Source organism: Oceanimonas sp. GK1, from assembly GCF_000243075.1.
Taxonomy (GTDB): domain Bacteria; phylum Pseudomonadota; class Gammaproteobacteria; order Enterobacterales; family Aeromonadaceae; genus Oceanimonas.
Window position 1 is genome coordinate 2,286,788 of sequence record NC_016745.1, and the last position, 14,893, is coordinate 2,301,680.

Genomic DNA, 14,893 nt, shown 5'->3' on the forward strand with positions numbered 1-14,893 from the left:
TAAGCACAACGAAATGTAAAGCAGACTCCGGCTCGCGCCGCCTACACGCCAGGGCCCCCCCTGAACCGGGCACACAACCTGGGAGCAACCAGCATGACCACCAGCACCAGCGGCCAGAGGTTGCCGTTTTCAAAGGTATAGGCGGCCAGCAGCTGGCTCCCTGTTTTGCCCGCCACCAACAGGCCAAAGGTGAATTCAAAGACCAGAGTTGCCAGCAGCCAGCCCAGGCCAGTGAACCAGTAATGACAAGACCGGCACCGCCCCAGCCAGCCCACCCCAAACCAGGACACGGCAAAGACAAGCGCACACAACATCAGCCCGCTGGCAACCAGCGCCGGGGGGTTGCCCCCATAATGGCACCAGCAGGGTGTCTCTGACGACACCATTTACCACGGCCAGCAACAGCATCGCCAGCCAGAGCACCGCGGCCTTGAACATGAATAATGGCGTCATCATCCTCTCCTTGCCGGCCCCAATAAAAAACGCAATGCCGGCATCCCGACATTGCGTTACTACGCCTTACACTGGCTGAAAATGGCTCAGGCTTTTTTTACAAAAGCGGCGGTGACCATCATCTCGCCGGCGCCGTCTACCTTGCAGTCCAGCTCGTGATCCTTGCCTTCCACAATGCGGCGGATCACCGCCTTGGTGCCGATTTTAATGACCATGGAGCTGCCTTTTACCTTGAGATCCTTGGCCACGGTGATTTTGTCGCCTTCCTGCAGCAGGGTGCCGTTGGCATCCTTGGCGGTAAGGGGCGCGTCTTCGGCGGCCACGTCCGCCGGGTTCCATTCATGGCCGCACTCGGGGCAGATCAGCTGCGCCTGATCCTGGTAAACGTATTCGGAGTTGCACTTGGGGCACGGAGGTAATGACATGATTTGCTTCTTCTTCAACGTAATTTGGAGAGTATGGTAACGGCAATGTCCGGACTTTTCGAGTGGATTTCTACGAAGCATGCCCGCAACAGCGGGCATGCTGAGTTTCAAGGTCGTTACCTGCGGGCAGAGTGGCACTCAGTCCGACTGGCCGGCAATAAAGAACTCTACCGTATCGGCATGTACGCCGTCGTGTTTCATTGCCTCGGCGGCATCCGCTCCCTGCAGCGCGGTTTTGAGCGCCTCAAGACTGGGCACATGCTCAATAATCAGCCCAACACGCTTGCCCCCTTCAACACTGACAAAGGTTCTTGCGGTCATACCGTGAGCGGCAAAAAACTCGGCCCGTTTGGGCGAGCTTAGCCAGTGGCCCACATCGTCTACCTCATGCACTGCGATCACCGTGGTCATGTTAGCCCCCTCTCGGTGTGTTGTTAAACCATCAAGGCAGCCTTTATTATAATCCCTGGCAAAACTCCCGCCCTTATCGCCCAGCGGCACGAGCGCTGCACGATCAGCCCCGGTATGCGCCCTCTAATGATATTTCAACTGAATGTGCATTTTTGCCAGTTGTACTCCATTTGATGAGCAACCAACTCCGCATGGCTTTGACTATGGAACTTTGATACCAAGTACAAACTCATATCAATACCAGCGGATATACCACCCGATGTAGTATATTTGCTTGTGGTTACCCATCGTTTATTTTCAACAACGACCAAATCAGGAAACCGCTGTTTCAGATCTGGAATGTCCTCCCAATGGGTCGTAACAGAAAGTCCTTTCAGCAAGCCTGCATTAGCTAATATGAATGCTCCGGTACAAACTGATGCAATATGTTTAGCCTGCTTATCTACTGATGCAACCCAATGAAGCACATTGGCCTTATTCATTTCGTTCGTATGAACACCACCCACAACGATTAAAAGATCAATTTGAGGGTGGTTCTGAAACGAATAGTCGGGTAAAACAGTAAAACCACCTCTGGCTTTCACTGGCTCCAAGGTTTCTGATACTAAAAATACATTCCAGCTTTCTACACCTAATCGTTTAGTGGTACTGAAAACTTCGAAAGGTCCTGAAAAGTCGAGAACCTCGGATTCATCGTAAATATAAACACCAATATTCATTATTCCTCCATGCACATAACGCCCTACTCACCGGAAAATAGAGAGCGCCAGAAAGTTATTTTTCCGGTACAGCAACTTGTTAAGTTTCGGCACCCCACACTTCAAATTTATTGCCACGAACGACAATTGCTTGAGCATTGCTAATTGGGCAAAGTTTTATTTTTCCTTCATAACTAGAGATGATGTTCTCAACTGATTCCTTGAATGGAAAGTTTGTATGATGGGGAACCGGATAGAAATCAATCATGTCTAATGATGAAAACGTACCAATGTTCGGCGCAGCAGTGAAATCGTCCATGTTTTTTACATACTCAACATTGCATGAAAGCACAATGGCGCCGGCAGACTCTCCAATGTATATTTTTCCTGAGTTTATGTATTCTGATATTATTTTATCCGCACCTGTTCTTTTCAGCTCTTGAAGCAAAAAGAAAGTGTTACCGCCAGTAACATAGATGTAATCATTTTTTTGAATCGTGCTTTCTATTTCTTCTTTCGTTGCCGTTGAAATTTCAAGCTCGTTAACAATTAACCCACGTTTTTCAAGGGCCTTCTTGCCAGCATCCACATAAAACCTCACCTCTTCGACAAGGCTTGCCGTTGGTATAAATGCAACAGTTTTTCCTGCACATCTTTCCTCGGTGAACTTCACGAACAAATCTGCTACATCCACGAAAGATGAAGCTAAAAACATCTTTTTCACTAAATCTCCTTACTGCTCGAGCACTTCTCTAGAAACTTAACGCCGCCAACATGCGCAGCTTTGTAGTGCAGGCGGAGCCGCAACGAAAAAACTGTCGCTGCGCTTGGCCTAGTTATGCTGCGACATCAATGATAAGAAGGGTGCCAATTCGGCTTTCTCGAAGCGGATCATTTTCATATTCAACCATGCAATGGACTTCGACCTCTCTTTCAGTCATCGATAAAATATAATCTTCAACCTCTTGCCTCCCTACAACCCGAAATTTGTAATTTCCTTTAGGGATTTCCTGAGAATCTGGAACTCTGAGTTTGCCAATCCGATCATATTTATTGAAGTCGAAGATATCGCAATTTATTGTCTTAGGTTCTTCGTCAATAGAAATCGGCGGATAGTATAGCCCCTTCTCTTTAAGTGACATTTTTATAGCCGGATTTCTTTCAAACCTCGATCCCAATGTTATTTCTTCAACACTATTCTCTTCCAGGGCATCATCTAGCGTACGCAGCCCAGTAATTATCTGAGTACCTATTTGATAAACTGGGCCGTTATAAACTTGAATGGCATTCTCGTTACCTTGTGTCATAACCGAAGTATTTTCACCATCTTGGTGAATCGAAACTGGCTTTCCCTCATGAGCAGCCTTGTAGATATCATATAAAAAAGCTGCACTAGCCTTGGTATAATCCCACATGTAATCAGGCGATAGAGACGGCAGGAATGGAAGCGTTTGTTGCACGCCTGAAAACAAGGCGCCAAGCGTGACTAGCAAACTGCCATGCTCAACGTCCTGAGCTATAAGCTTGTAGAGTTCTCTGTCACTTTTCGATAGGCGAGACTTTCCAGTAACTCCTTTATAAACCCCTTCGAGCACCTGCTGCGTGCCATGCAGCCCTGACACCATTTTGTCCAGCCTGTAGCCGTCGTCAAAAGCTGCACCGTTCATCCGGAAAATCAGGTTTTCCATAGTCTATCCTTGTACTCTATTTAGTCTGCATAATGTTTGGTTAAGGGGCGGGTTTTAGCCCGTCCAGCGACGATTTGAACCAGTTGTTATAACTTTTTTCTGGCTGCTTGTGCTTTTGCTCGCTCTACGACGGCGGACGTCAACGGCTTCCCTTGGTCGTCGACAAGAACTTGTGTAACAGCACAGCGGCAGTCGATTGGAACATTAGCCAAGTCATAAAGTGCTTTGATTTTTTCTACTTCGAATAACTCGCCATGCAAAGCTTGATGGTGCCCACATGATAAGGAAAGACACATATATTTCACCTTTATGCCAAGGCGTCTCGTGTCACTTTCTTCGCGGACTATTTTTTGAATTCTTATTTCATTGGCGGACATGGCGATACCAGTTATAGCGGTTGTGTCAACAGGCTCGCAGAGGTGAAATTTTTGCGAGCACGGTGAACGAAATGAGCGGGATTGAATTCATAATCGTGAGTTACTTGGCGACAATGTGCTTGTATTTGTATCTTGTTACAAAAACCATAAATAGCCCAACGATAAACAATAATGCGCCAGGGGCCGCACTTGCAATTGACGATTCAGCGCCTAGAAATTTAGCACTCCAGTTAGATTCTCCGGAGATTCCTTGTACAAATAAATATATTCCTCCCAGTATTGATGCTAGGCCAAGCAGCAGACCTATGACTGAATAAACAAGCTGGTATTTTGCTAATATTGCTTGCGTTGCCGGGTCTGTCGATTTATTGATCTGAGACCCATTGACCACGAAGGATCTTTCGTTGGGTTTTGAGCTTTTATCCATTTTTCATTACTCGCGCTTGGCTGGCGCGCCAAAGTTAAGTTCGATTTTTTTGAGGATTGAATCATCAGCCCTAAATCCAATTTTACCATCATTCACAAATACTTCTGTTTTGGCTAGTTCTTCGTTTGTGAGAAATTCAGACAGTCTATTTTTTGTAGTGTTAATGATGTCGGTTGCTAGATCAAAATTTCTGCTTTTCTTTATTGGCATGGTTAATCCCTTTTAAGGCTTAGCTTATAACGCTTCAATCAGCCGACGCATCTGCGGTCGGCTGCATTGACTTGTTAGAAGATTGTTGGATGTATTCGGCTATTTGAGAAAATACCAACAGCCCAAGTAATGATGCTTTTCTATCAAACTTATCAATTGTGCTTGCTCCATGAGCAACGGAGTGCCTGCTAACCGGATTGTCATCAACTATCACGCTAAAATCCTTAAAGTAACATTCTTCTAGGTAGCGTTTGAATTTATCAGGAATAAAGGTCGTGAGTGCTGAGATACTTCTGAGCGTCTTATCAGTAATATGCTCAACAAGTACTCTTTGCTGACGCCCTTCCATTTCAGGGTTATCTGCAACAAAGTCTTTCCTAATTAAATAGCTGTTCCGAATAGTAGATCACTGAAGGAAGGGAACTCAGTCCAGTTTGTGCGATCTGATCAGTCGCCAAACAAAACCAAAAACGACACCCAAAGGACTGAGTTCATGCCGATCTTACCATCCCTGCCTCGCTCAGAGCGACGCCGAATGCACAAGATTATTCAGACCACGCGCGACAAGCAGCATGCCCGTCGAGTCATGGCCATTCTGCTGCGTTACGAAGGCTGCACGCTCAAGAAAATTCACCAGCTGACCGGTGCCGCCCGTTCAACACTGGGTCGTTGGCTCAACTGGTATCACGAAGGCGGACTTGAGGCGTTACGTTCGCAGCGACCGGGGCGACCACCTTCTTTGCCGATTCGACATATTATTCGAGTGCTTCAGGTGCTGATTCAGTTTTCACCGCAAGACCTGGGTTACCAGCGCAGCCGCTGGTCTACTGAGTTATTTGCCATCGAGGTCAATCGCTTGTTGAGCCTCAACATGGCAGCCTCCACGCTTCGCCGCTGGCTGCCGCGTGAAGGCATTGTCTGGCGTCGTGTTGTACCTACCTTGCGCATCAGGGACCCGGACTATGACGTCAAGGTTGAGCAAGTAAAACAGGCACTTGCCGACTGCTGCCAGGATAATCCTGTGCTTTACGCCGACGAGGTTGATATCGATCTTAACCCCAAGCTGGGAGCGGACTGGACGCGTCGAGGCCAGCAAAAGAAAGTCGTGACACCGGGTATCAATGAAAAGCACTACCTGGCCGGAGCCCTGCATGCGACAACGGGTCAGGTGACGTACGTTGCAGGCTATAAGAAGAACTCGGTCCTGTTCATTTCGCTGCTAGAAACGCTACGGCGGCGCTACCGACGAGCCCGGAACATCACGCTGATCCTGGATAACTACGTGATCCACAAGAGTCGGCTGGTTCAAAGCTGGCTGGCAGACAACCCCAAGTTCATCCTTATCTTCCAGCCGGTTTACTCACCCTGGATAAACAAGATAGAGCTGCTGTGGCACAAGCTGCATGAAACGGTGACCCGTAATCACCAGTGCCACAGCATGGTGTCACTACTGAAACGAGTCAGGCACTTTATGGACACGGTTTCACCCTTTCCCGGCAGTGGTTATGGAATCGCCAAAATGTAGCACTATTAGGATCAGTTATTTAAAGCTTCAATCTTTGGATATATAATTGACGATGAGCTAACAAAATCATCTGCTTTATGCCGAGAAAGCGCCGCCTCTAAAAAACAAATGAACGGTGAAAGGTTTTCATCACTATCCCATATTGGTTTTCTTTCCTCTATGTAAAAAACAGCGTCACTCTCTATTTTATTGACAAGCTCATCTATATTCCAATCAGACTTGGCATAACTAACAATTGATTCCACAGTAGAAAAATTTAGAGCATAGAATGGAAACCAATTTTGTCTTAATATACCATCCCAAGCTGAAGCAGATATTTTATGGATAGACCCAAACGATAGGTAGGAAAGATATGACCCTAGAAGCTTTTCTACATCGTACTCAATTTTTCTATCCAATTGATCATCTAGTGGTGAAAAGTCAAATATATAAGCCTTATCCCAGCCAAGTGATAGTATGCAAAGGTAGGCCTGATCTTCAGAAAACTCAATACCACTTAACTGTATGCGTTCAAAACCTGAAATATCATCCTTTCTGAGAGTTTGTCCTTTTTCAACCTTTTTTGCTTTAACGAATGCCAGCCCATAAACTTCAACTTCATTAATATATACCTTGGCCTTCAAGTCTTTAGAAATTAGCACAACCATAGTTTTTATATCGCTGGGCTGAAAATCCTCCTCAAGCATAGACAAGATGGTCTGGGGAAAGCCATTAAGATATTTTAGATGAAGATCACCATCTTCTGTTGAGGTTGCACCAGAGACCTGAACCTGAACTTTTTCACCCTCTTTTGCGGCTGAGACGGAATAGCCTGCAATTCTCTCTTTTAACTGAACCTCATACATGCAACATCATCCCTAGAAAACTATCGAGTTGATCTTCTAACGCCTTACTCAGGCGCACATTTTGTGTAGTGTTTTTTGTGCAAAAATTGGAGCTTGCGACCCGTGCACAAAAAACGGCGTAGCAAAATGTGTCGCTTGAAGTAACTTGTTATATGGCTGGCTGATATGCCGCACAAGCATCAAAGCTTAGGTCTATATCCAGTGCGCTTAAAACAGAATCTTGTACGTCCGCTGGAATTTTATCAATTTTAATAAAACGACTTTTATGCTCTGCCATATTCAGGGATAAATGATATAGAGCGCATAATACCGAGATACAATACTTCATTGTTTGAAGGTTAATTTTCTCTTCACTTACCTGCTGCATCAGAGAAGAAATACAAACCTCAATGTTTTTGCATAAATGTCGTATTGTTTTAATACCTTGCACCTGTGCTGAAGTCAGCTCACCAAGAGATTTTTCAATATGAGCATCCAGCACAATCGTGCTAGGAGCTTTGGGAATAGACAAGCCATCCCACATTGAGTCAGCTTGAATCCCCTTTTCTATACGCCAACCTCTGTAGTAGGTATCTTGAAGCATGGAAAGAGCACTTGAACACTCCTCCTGCAAACTAGCTAATTCAATGTATAAGCGACTCAAGGCCTTTTGTGACTCAAAGCTATGCTTTTTTTCTTCAATTTTCTCAGTTACAAGAACCGTTGCACAAACACCTGTGAGTGCCGCAACAACACCGCCAATAAATGATGCTAAATCCACTGAACACTCCCTAAAGCCATATAACATTATAATAATGAGCATGCTCATATTTCTTCATACACACCCACTCAATTCTCACTCATAAGCTTTTGATAATATAAAGATTTTCACCCATCTCATCTATGTTGCCATGAGCAAAAACACGCATGCTCGTTATCAACATTTGCTTGCGCATTATCCACAGTCCCCTGTCGTAACTTACTCAGTTCATGGGCGTTTTTTTCGCCCGCTTTGTTGTACACGAGCATGGCCAGAGTGATAGTGCGCACGGTGCCGGCTTGCTCGGCAATATGCTGTATGCTGTATGCTGTATAAAACATCAGTTATTTGCTTTGGCACGCTACCGCCCGAGTCTTACGGGCGACCGGGCCTCTTCGCTTGGGCTGAAATGAAGGGTTATTGTGCCTGCGGGGGTGAAGAATTCAAACGGAACTTTCGCATAACGGGGGTTTTGCGTGGCGTTTTGGTGAAAGTGGCGTGGTTGGTGGGATGGATTCCGGCTCGAAGGCCGGAATGACGAGGTGCCGGTCCGGAATAACACAGGTATGAAAACGCCCGCGGCTGCGGGCGTTTTGGGTTGGGTTGGTGCTGTCTGGTCTGGATTCCGGCTCGGGGGCCGGAATGACGAAGGCAGGGGTGACGAAAAGAGTTACGCCGCCTCCCCCGCAAAGCCGCGCAGGCCCACTACGTGCACATGCTCCTGGTTGCCGTGCACCTTGCGGATCAGCTTGTAGGTGGTGCCTTTTTCCGGGCTGATGTTTTCCGGGGCGGCAATCAGCAGCTGCATGTCCTGGCGCTCACACAGCTCGAACAAGGTGGCAATGGATCGGGCATCCAGGCGTGCGGCCTCGTCCAGGAACAGCAGGCGGCAGGGCAACACGTCGCGGCCGCGCAGATGGCGGGCTTCTTCTTCCCAGCTTTGCAGCACCATCAGCAGAATGGCCTGGCCGGTGCCAATGGCCTCGCCGGTAGAGAGGGCGCCGCTTTCGGCCCGCAGCCAGCCGTCGGCGCCGCGCTGCACTTCAATGTCCAGCTCCAGGTAGTTACGGTAGTCCAGCAGTGCCTGGCCCAGCACCTGCGGGCTGCGATCGCCGCGCTCCAGCTCGGGGTTCAGCCGCTGATACAGCTTGCCCATGGCTTCAGAGAAGCTGAGCTCCTTGCTGCTGAACAAGTCCTGATGGCGGCCTTCGGGGTCGCTTAACGCATCCAGCAGGCGCTGATAGGTGTCGCGAATGTTCACGTTCAGGCGCACCCCGGCCACCAGACCAAAGCGAATGTTCTGCAGGCCCTGGTTAAGCTGGCGAATACGGGTCTGCTCGCGGCGAATGATGGTGTTGATCTTGGCCGCCACTTCCACGGACGACAGCGACAGCTGGCCTTCCCGCACCGTGAGCTCGTCGGCCAGGCGCGCCAGCTCCACTTCCATTTCTTCCAGTGCTTCCACCGGATCGTCGGCGCGAATAATGTCGTGACGAATGCGTGCCTTGAGGTGACGGAACACCAGAATGTAGAACTGCACCTTTTGCAATGTGTTGCGGTTGCCCTCGCTAAGGCGCAGGGCGTCGCGCAGCTCTTCATCGTGCTCCACCGCCACCCGCAGGGTACCGAGCGCCTTGTCGGACATGGAGCGCAGCTCGTCGGCATCCAGGTAGGCCAGTTCGGGCCGCTTGAGCCGGCGCTCCACATCGTGCTCCCGGGCCAGCCGCTCTACCCTGGACCAGTTGGCCTTGTGAGCCACCAGCGCCTTGCGGGCGGCAAAGTAGCCCTGGCCGTCTTTCGACAGGCGCTGGCTGAGAGAGTCAATTTCCCGCTTGGTCACCTGGCGCTGGGCCTCGGTCTGGCTGCGCTTGTTGCGGGTTTGCACCAGCTCGTTTTCCACCTCACGTTTGGCGTCCCGAGCTTTTTGCTCCATGTCGTCGGCAAGGGTAATGCCCAGGGCCGAAAGCTCCTCGCGGAATTCCCCAAGGGTGCGGTTGCGGGCATCGCGGCCGGTTACCAGGGCGGTGCGCGCCTGCAGGGCATCACTCACCCGGCCGGCAAGCTGCTCGGCGCGCAGGCCGGCCTTGCGGCGGGCTTCTTCAGCCTGGGCCAGCTTGGCCTTGAGGCTGTCGTTCATGGCGGAGCTTTGGCTCAGTAGTTGCTCGGCATCGGCATAGGCCAGGTGCGGCAACCGGGCCACCAGCTGGTTCAGGGCATAGGTGCGGGCACGGGCCTCGGTCAACTCGCTTTCGGCCTGCTCGGTGGCGGCCTTCAAGGCATCAACACCGGCGGGATCCTGGCGCAGCACCTGCACCTGCTCCGCCAGCCGGCCCAGGCGCTGGCCGTGGGCGGCCATAAAGTTGCGGGCATCATTCAGTTTGTCGGCTTCGACTTTGGCGCTTTGCAGCCGCTCGGCCACGCCGTCGTCGGCCAGCAGCGAGGCCAGCGGCAGCAGCTTGTGCAGCAGGCCCTGCTGCTCCCGCAGGCTGTCCACCTTGCTGGCCCATTGGGCGCGCTGCTCGGCAAGCGCCACCCGCTCCTGCTCCAGCGCTTGTTGCTGTTCGGCCAGCTCCGCCAGCAGCTCTTCAGGGCTGGGGGCAAAGGCCTGTTGCAGGCCGTCACCGACAAAGTCGCTCAGCTGATGATAGAGCCGGCTGTGCTTCTGCTGGGCAAAGGCGGCCTCGGCGTAGCGGGCGCTCTCACCTTCAAGCTCTTCACGCAGCTTGTCCACCTGGGCTTCGCGGGCGGCACGGCCAAACAGCGGCACGGCGGGAAAACGGGAATAACGCAGCTGGCGCTCGCCGTTTTGCACATACACGGCCCGCTCCAGCTCGGTAGCCTGCAGCAAGTCTTCGTCAAAGGCGTCGGGGTTACCCTGTATGAGATACACATCGGGCGGGCAGCTTTCCAGCGCCTGCAGTTTTTCCAGGGCGGCTTCCGGGTCGGCCACCACAATGGCATTGCGGGCCGGGCCGTACAGCGCCTCGTAGTAAGGGGCGTCTTCCACGGCGATGTCGTCGTACACTTCGCACAGCAAAGTGCCGCCCAGGTGTTCGCACAAAGACACCAGCTCGGGCGAGGCATCGCTGCCGCCGCTCAGCACGCGAATGTGCTGCTCCAGCCGCTGTTTGGCGGCCAGCGCATTTTGTTTGGTCTGCTCGGCCTGGTGCTCGTCGCGCAGGGCCTGCTGCATGGCGGCGGTAATTTCGCTGCTGTCGGCAAGCGGCTGGTTTGAAAGCTCCCGCAGCCGCTCCAGCGCCTGCTGGGCCTTGTGCCAGGCCGGGGCCTGGGCTTTCAACTCCTTGATGCGCGGCGCCAGCTGGCCTTCGGCGGACTGCAGCTGACGCTGGGCCTCGGTGCACTCGGCCAGTTGCTCTTCCGCCTCGGCCTTTTGCTCGTCCAGCTCCGCCAGTTGCAGCTCGAGATCGTCTTCGTTGTGCACACGGCGATTGTGGCGGGCCAGCTCCCCTTGCAGCTCGCGCACCTTGTGCAGCCGGGCCTCGGCCTGCTCGGCGTCTTTCAGGCTGCGGCGAATGCCCTCTTCCCGGCCGAGCAGGCTCTGATGCTCCCGGCCTTGTTCAATCAGCTGGGTGGCGCGGCTAAAGGCGGCGGCGCGGTCCACGGGGCCGGCCACGGCTTCAAGCAAGGCCAGCGCCTGGTCATACTGGGCGCGGGCCGCCTCGGCCAGCGAGAGCTGCTGGCGTTGCTCCAGCACGGTTTGGGTCAGCTCCTGCTCGCGCGCCTGATGACGCAGCTCTTCTTCCTTGGCCTGCTCGGGCTCAAGGTTCGGCAGCTCGCAGCGGGCACGCACGTCTTCCAGCGCCTGGCGAGCCTGGCGATACTGAATGGCCCGGGTCTGCTGGGTGTCGAGCGCCTGCTGGTAATCCGCCAGCTGGCTTTTCAGGCTGTCTACCTCGGCGTCGGCCTCGGTGCGGGCGTCTTGCGCTTCCTGGTGTTCGTCCTGCAGCTCCGCCAGCATTTCTTCCTGCATGGCGAGCTTTTCTTCCAGCTCGTCCAGCTCCAGCTGGTAAGCCTGAATTTTTTCATTGAGCTTGACCCCGCTCAGCACTTTGGCCAAATGCTCAGAGGCGATATCCAGCTCCTGGGCCAGCATGCGCTCCCTGGCCTGCAGGTGCTCGTGTTCATCGGCCAGATAAATCAGCCGGGCCTTTTCTTCGGCCAGAATGCGCCGCTCTTCCGCCAGGGCCTTGCGGGCCGAGAGGGCGAGATCCGACAGCCGCTGCTTTTCGGCACTGTTGCGCACATAGTCGGCGGCGGCATAGTGGGTGGTTTCGGTAATCAACTGGCGGAACAAATCCCGCTGGCGCTGGGTTTCGCGAATGGACTCCAGGGTGCGGCGGTTTTCAAAAATCGCCGCCTCCATGTCGGTAAAGGCCTTGCGAATGCCGGCGTTCTCGGGCAGCAGATAGTCTTTCAGGCTGCGGCTGATGGTGCTGGAAATACCGCCATACAGCGAGGCTTCGATCAGGCGATAAAACTTCACCCGGTCGCGCTGGTCTTTCAGCTTGCGCGGGGTCACGCCCATGTCGAACAAAAAGTTGTGATACTCGCTCACTGTATTAAAGCGGGCAAAGCGCAGGCCGGCATTCGTGGCGGCGGCCTTCAGCTCGTTGAGCGAGCGCACCTGGCCGCGGCCATCGTCCAGGCGGCTCAGCAACAGCTCGGTGGGAGCCGCGCCCTCGGCCAGGCTTTGCAGGGCAAAGGGCACCATGTTGACCTTGTTGTCCCGGTTGGCCACCTGCTCCAGGTGCACGCCAAACCAGACCCGCTCCTGCTGGGAGGTGGTCACCTCAATCAGCGAATAGCAGTGGCCCCGTTGCAGCTTGCCATACAGGCCCTTGTCGCGGCTGCCCGACTGGCTGCCCGCTTCCGTGGTGTTGCGAAAGTGCAGCAGGCTGAGATCGGGAATAAGTGCTGCTATAAAGGCCGCCATGGTGGTGGACTTGCCGGCGCCGTTGCCGCCGGACAGGGTGGTTACCAGCTGGTCCAGGTCAAAGGTGCGGGCGAAAAAGCCGTTCCAGTTGACCATGGTCAGGGATTGAAACTTGCCTCGGGACACACTCACTGCTCGTTCTCCTGCTCGTCCTGCGGTTCATTGGCGGTGGTATCAGCACCGGCCACGGCTTCGCCTTCCTTAATCATGCGCAGCTGCAGCTCGCGGGGGTCTTCATCGCTGCGCACGTCGGCGGCAAAGCGGAACACCGCTTCGGTAATACGGAATTTGTCCTGGCTGCCCACGCTGCTCACCATGCCCATGCGCTTCAACCGGCGAATGGCGCTTTTGAGCTTGTCGGCCAGCTTGCGCTTGTCGAGATCACTGCCGCCGGCGCGCTGATTGACCATGCGCAGCAGCGCCTGCTCGTTGGACAGGGTTAAAATCTCTTCCTGCAAGTCTTCAACGGAAAACACCCCTTCGTTGATGAGGCGGTCCGGGCTCAGGTAGAGGTAGCACAGCACCTTGCCCACCAGCATTTCCAGCTCGGAGAGAATGGAGGTGCCCAGCTCGCTGGTGGAGCGTGGTCGCAGGTAATAAAAGCCCTCGGGGGCGCGCACCAGCTCGGCCTGGTAGCGCTGATAAAAGGCGTCCAGCTCTGAGTAATACTCCTGCAGCAGCGAATGCTGCTCCAGCTCGTCGGCGGTAATGTGCCGGCCCGAGCGCAGCTGGTTGTCGAGGGCCGGAAACAGCGGATTGGCAATGGCCTGCACCAGTCTTGAGTCCAGAGCCTGATCAGTATTGGTCGATAACATGTGCTTGTACCTTGGCCCCGTGGGCATTAATGGGTTGCCAGTCGGGCATGGGCGCGCCCGCCAGTTCGCCGTCGGCATGACCGAGCTTCACCGCTTCATCAATCAGCAGGCGCGCAATGTCAAAGTGCTGGTAATGGGGGTAATCGTTGAGGTAATCCCGCAGCACCCCGGCCAGGTCCAATGGCTTGCCGGCAACGGAAAACACCTCCAGGTGCTCGCGAATGCGCCCCGAGAGCTCGGCGGCAATGTCGGTCATGTCCTGATATTCCAGCGCCACCGGCAGCTCGCCGGTCACTTCCTCGGCGTAGGCGGCCATGGTTTCGTCCCGCAGCTCCAGCAAAGGCAGGGTCTGGCTCACCCGCAGCCGCCAGTTGTGGCTCTCGAAGTGGCGGATGGACTCCCGCAGCCGCTGGCTGAAGGCACGGTTTTTGTCCATGTCGATGGCGGTGCGAATAAAGCGGTGTACGTGGCGGTCGTAACGGGACCAGAGCTCGATACACTGGCTGCCCCAGTGAATAATGGCGTCGAGCCGGGCCTGCAGCTGCTGGCACAACACTGCCACGGCTTCACCCCGCGGGCTTTGCTGCAGCTGCTCTTCAATATTGAGCAGGCTTTGCTGCAGGCCGTGGCCGGCTTTATCGAGAGTGTCCTGCAATTCACGCAGGGTCACACCGGTTTCCCGCAGCAGCTGTTCGCAGGCGTGAATGGCCTCATGCCAGTTCTTGTTGAGCAGGGCGGCAATGTTGGCTTTGACCGCGTTTTGCTGCTCGTCCATGGTGCGCTGGGTGTCGTCGATGCGCGCCAGCTGCTCGGCCACGGAATATTTAAGCCGGCCTTCCACGTTCTGGGCCCAGCCCTGCTCGTTGGGGTTGGCGGCAATGGCCTCGGCCACGCGTTCCAGCTCCTGAGATATGTGCTCCAGCAGCAGCGACAGCTTTATCTGGCTCACTTCCCGCTGGGCCGCAAAGAACTCCACAATGGCCAGCCCCAGCCGGGTTAAGCGATAGAGGCTTTCGCCCTCGCCGCCATCGCCCTGAAAACGGCTCAGCAGGCGCTGGCGCACCAGATCGTTAATGGCGTTGTTGGCCCGGCTGGTTTGGGTGTCGGCGGCCTGCTCAAAGCCCTTGCTGACATAGCCAAAGGCGTGATGCAGCTCGGCCTCGGAAAGCTGCGGCTGCTCGCCGCCCCGGCCAAAGATGTGCACCGCCAGCAAAAAGGCCAGCCGGTCAGGGGGCAGGCTCAGGCCTAAATTTTCCTCTCTGACCCAGCCGATCCAGTCCGGCAGGGTGCGGGACATTTCCGTCATGGTGTTGCTCTCTTCACTTT

The 14,893-nt window shown here is 53.7% G+C and carries 16 protein-coding genes; 1 reads left to right on the forward strand and 15 read right to left on the reverse strand.

The features are described from left to right. Positions 1 to 41: 41 nt before the first annotated feature. The 10 genes from GU3_RS10835 to GU3_RS17120 all read right to left on the reverse strand — a co-directional run bounded on the left by GU3_RS10835 (position 42) and on the right by GU3_RS17120 (position 5,038). Positions 42 to 314 (reverse strand): hypothetical protein, encoded by a 273-nt coding sequence (locus GU3_RS10835; protein WP_014292577.1) that lies wholly within the window; start codon positions 312 to 314, stop codon positions 42 to 44. A 225-nt stretch (positions 315 to 539) separates the two neighbouring features. Beyond that, positions 540 to 881 (reverse strand): zinc ribbon domain-containing protein YjdM, encoded by a 342-nt coding sequence (locus GU3_RS10840; RefSeq protein ID WP_202798305.1) that lies wholly within the window; start codon positions 879 to 881, stop codon positions 540 to 542. Positions 882 to 1,016: 135 nt separating this feature from the next. Beyond that, positions 1,017 to 1,289, reverse strand: coding sequence for a hypothetical protein (locus GU3_RS10845; RefSeq protein ID WP_014292579.1), 273 nt, complete (start codon positions 1,287 to 1,289; stop codon positions 1,017 to 1,019). A 134-nt stretch (positions 1,290 to 1,423) separates the two neighbouring features. Then, positions 1,424 to 2,008 carry a DJ-1/PfpI family protein gene (locus tag GU3_RS16805; RefSeq protein WP_014292580.1) on the reverse strand — a complete coding sequence of 195 codons (585 nt, stop codon included), beginning with the start codon at positions 2,006 to 2,008 and terminating at the stop codon, positions 1,424 to 1,426. A 79-nt stretch (positions 2,009 to 2,087) separates the two neighbouring features. Further along, positions 2,088 to 2,702 carry a Type 1 glutamine amidotransferase-like domain-containing protein gene (locus GU3_RS10850; protein WP_014292581.1) on the reverse strand — a complete coding sequence of 205 codons (615 nt, stop codon included), beginning with the start codon at positions 2,700 to 2,702 and terminating at the stop codon, positions 2,088 to 2,090. 121 nt (positions 2,703 to 2,823) lie between these two features. Continuing rightward, entirely contained in the window at positions 2,824 to 3,675 is an 852-nt protein-coding gene (locus GU3_RS10855; RefSeq protein ID WP_014292582.1) for a hypothetical protein, read from the reverse strand. 86 nt (positions 3,676 to 3,761) lie between these two features. Further along, the gene (locus GU3_RS17110) at positions 3,762 to 4,052 is read right to left on the reverse strand and encodes a hypothetical protein (protein WP_148265899.1); all 291 of its coding nucleotides are present in this window, start codon (positions 4,050 to 4,052) and stop codon (positions 3,762 to 3,764) included. 100 nt (positions 4,053 to 4,152) lie between these two features. Next, positions 4,153 to 4,479, reverse strand: coding sequence for a hypothetical protein (locus tag GU3_RS17115; RefSeq protein WP_146137344.1), 327 nt, complete (start codon positions 4,477 to 4,479; stop codon positions 4,153 to 4,155). A 6-nt stretch (positions 4,480 to 4,485) separates the two neighbouring features. Further along, positions 4,486 to 4,689, reverse strand: coding sequence for a hypothetical protein (locus GU3_RS10860; RefSeq protein WP_041543136.1), 204 nt, complete (start codon positions 4,687 to 4,689; stop codon positions 4,486 to 4,488). A 34-nt stretch (positions 4,690 to 4,723) separates the two neighbouring features. Further along, positions 4,724 to 5,038 (reverse strand): hypothetical protein, encoded by a 315-nt coding sequence (locus GU3_RS17120; RefSeq protein WP_148265900.1) that lies wholly within the window; start codon positions 5,036 to 5,038, stop codon positions 4,724 to 4,726. 144 nt (positions 5,039 to 5,182) lie between these two features. Here GU3_RS17120 and GU3_RS10865 point away from each other — a divergent pair, with 144 nt between their 5' ends. Further along, positions 5,183 to 6,214 carry an IS630 family transposase gene (locus GU3_RS10865; protein WP_014292070.1) on the forward strand — a complete coding sequence of 344 codons (1,032 nt, stop codon included), beginning with the start codon at positions 5,183 to 5,185 and terminating at the stop codon, positions 6,212 to 6,214. A gap of 11 nt (positions 6,215 to 6,225) precedes the next feature. Here the strand turns inward: GU3_RS10865 and GU3_RS17125 are convergent, their stop codons facing one another. The 5 genes from GU3_RS17125 to mukF form a co-directional block, all read right to left on the reverse strand. Further along, a complete protein-coding gene (locus GU3_RS17125) occupies positions 6,226 to 7,059 on the reverse strand; it encodes a hypothetical protein (protein WP_014292583.1) in 834 nt (277 codons plus the stop codon). A gap of 148 nt (positions 7,060 to 7,207) precedes the next feature. Continuing rightward, positions 7,208 to 7,819 (reverse strand): hypothetical protein, encoded by a 612-nt coding sequence (locus GU3_RS17130; protein ID WP_148265901.1) that lies wholly within the window; start codon positions 7,817 to 7,819, stop codon positions 7,208 to 7,210. Between the two features lie 649 nt (positions 7,820 to 8,468). After that, on the reverse strand, positions 8,469 to 12,884 hold the full coding sequence (mukB, locus tag GU3_RS10870; RefSeq protein ID WP_014292585.1) for a chromosome partition protein MukB: 4,416 nt from the start codon (positions 12,882 to 12,884) through the stop codon (positions 8,469 to 8,471). After that, a complete protein-coding gene (gene mukE, locus GU3_RS10875) occupies positions 12,881 to 13,567 on the reverse strand; it encodes a chromosome partition protein MukE (protein ID WP_014292586.1) in 687 nt (228 codons plus the stop codon). The genes mukB and mukE overlap by 4 nt, the downstream gene beginning before the upstream one ends. Continuing rightward, positions 13,548 to 14,873, reverse strand: a complete 1,326-nt coding sequence (mukF, locus tag GU3_RS10880) for a chromosome partition protein MukF (RefSeq protein WP_041543721.1) — start codon at positions 14,871 to 14,873, stop codon at positions 13,548 to 13,550. Before mukF ends, mukE begins: the two co-directional genes overlap by 20 nt. Positions 14,874 to 14,893: the final 20 nt, after the last annotated feature.